This is a genomic window from Candidatus Spechtbacterales bacterium (genome assembly GCA_040879145.1).
In the GTDB taxonomy this organism is placed as follows: Bacteria; Patescibacteriota; Minisyncoccia; order Spechtbacterales; family 2-12-FULL-38-22; genus JAWVZY01.
In genome coordinates this window covers 1-1,139 of record JBBDKX010000011.1, presented here as the reverse complement: position 1 = coordinate 1,139, position 1,139 = coordinate 1, and the positions used below count along the sequence as shown (strand labels likewise).

Below are 1,139 nucleotides of genomic sequence, written 5' to 3'. Positions count from 1 at the left end.
ATTATTTTATGAAGCACAGGCAATTTTCCACACCTCGCTGCGCTCGGTGTAAACTGCTGCGCTATGGCTACAGCCTTTACACGGCTTGTAGCTTTCATACCGCCTACTACTTATTATTATACCAAAATCACGCAACATAAAACATGGGGCACAGAACGTTCGCTTCGCTCATTTCATGAAACCTAAAACATACGTGTTTTGTTATGCCTGTCTGCGAGCGTTGTCGCTCAGGCAGGCAAAACCCTAAACATGAAACAAAAAAAATAAGCAGTTTTACTGCGCTTTATGTTTTATGTTCCATGTTTCATGTTTCATGAACCTGCATTGCGCAAATTTCTCAATTTTGTTAAAATATAAAATAACTACGCATTTAAAAGTTAATAAAGGTTAATAAACCCCTCACATAAAACTGATATTTCTTATACTGCGGTTTAGCGAAACTGTCTTGCGACATTTTTAATATTAATAAAATTTTCGCTGTTATGTGATTTTCACCGAAATTCAAGCAGTATCAGTTTTATATGAGGGATAAATATTATTATGAAAAACTCAAGAAAGTTAATTGGAAAACAATACTATACTGTAGGAGAAGCGGCATACATGCTAGGTGTTACACCCCTAACCCTAAGAAACTGGGATAAAAAAGGCAAGCTTAACGCCAGGAGAAATCCTATAAACAACTACCGTGTATATAAGGCATCTGATATAGAGTTATTTTTACGCAAATTAGACAGATCTGACGCTCCGCGCAACACAATGGACATAGTGTAAATAATATTATAAATAGTACTATTTATAATATTATTTTGGGAAAGTGGAATCAAGCCAAGGGCTCATTTTTCTCAAAATATTGTTTTAATTTTCTTCTCCCTGCTCCGCTTTTCCAATATTTTTCTCTGTATTTTGCTTCCCGACCCGTTTGGTATTTTTCGAGATAAATTATTTCCCAAGGCATAAAGCATTTTGTTGATTCCACTTGGCCGCTATTATGTTTTTGCAAACGGACTTCGATATTATTACAAAAGCCGACGTAAGTTTTATCGGCTTTTGTGCTTTTCAAAATATAGGTAAAAAACATAATAGAGAGCGGGCCGCTCATTTTTAATGAGCGAGCCTCGCTCAAAAATGTTAAATTAGTC

2 protein-coding genes are annotated in these 1,139 nt (G+C 35.6%); one reads left to right on the top strand and one right to left on the bottom strand.

Annotation, left to right across the window (positions count from 1 at the left end):
• The first annotated feature begins 540 nt into the window (after positions 1 to 540).
• The gene (locus WDZ40_01220) at positions 541 to 771 is read left to right on the top strand and encodes a MerR family DNA-binding transcriptional regulator (protein ID MEX0877466.1); all 231 of its coding nucleotides are present in this window, start codon (positions 541 to 543) and stop codon (positions 769 to 771) included.
• 49 nt (positions 772 to 820) lie between these two features.
• Here the strand turns inward: WDZ40_01220 and WDZ40_01215 are convergent.
• Positions 821 to 1,139: GIY-YIG nuclease family protein (locus WDZ40_01215; protein MEX0877465.1), on the bottom strand; the 319-nt coding region annotated here is incomplete at its 5' end.

Coding starts and splice junctions, on each gene's coding strand:
- WDZ40_01220 (MEX0877466.1), top strand. CDS start 541: ATGAAAAACTCAAGAAAGTTAATTGGAAAACAATACTATACTGTAGGA.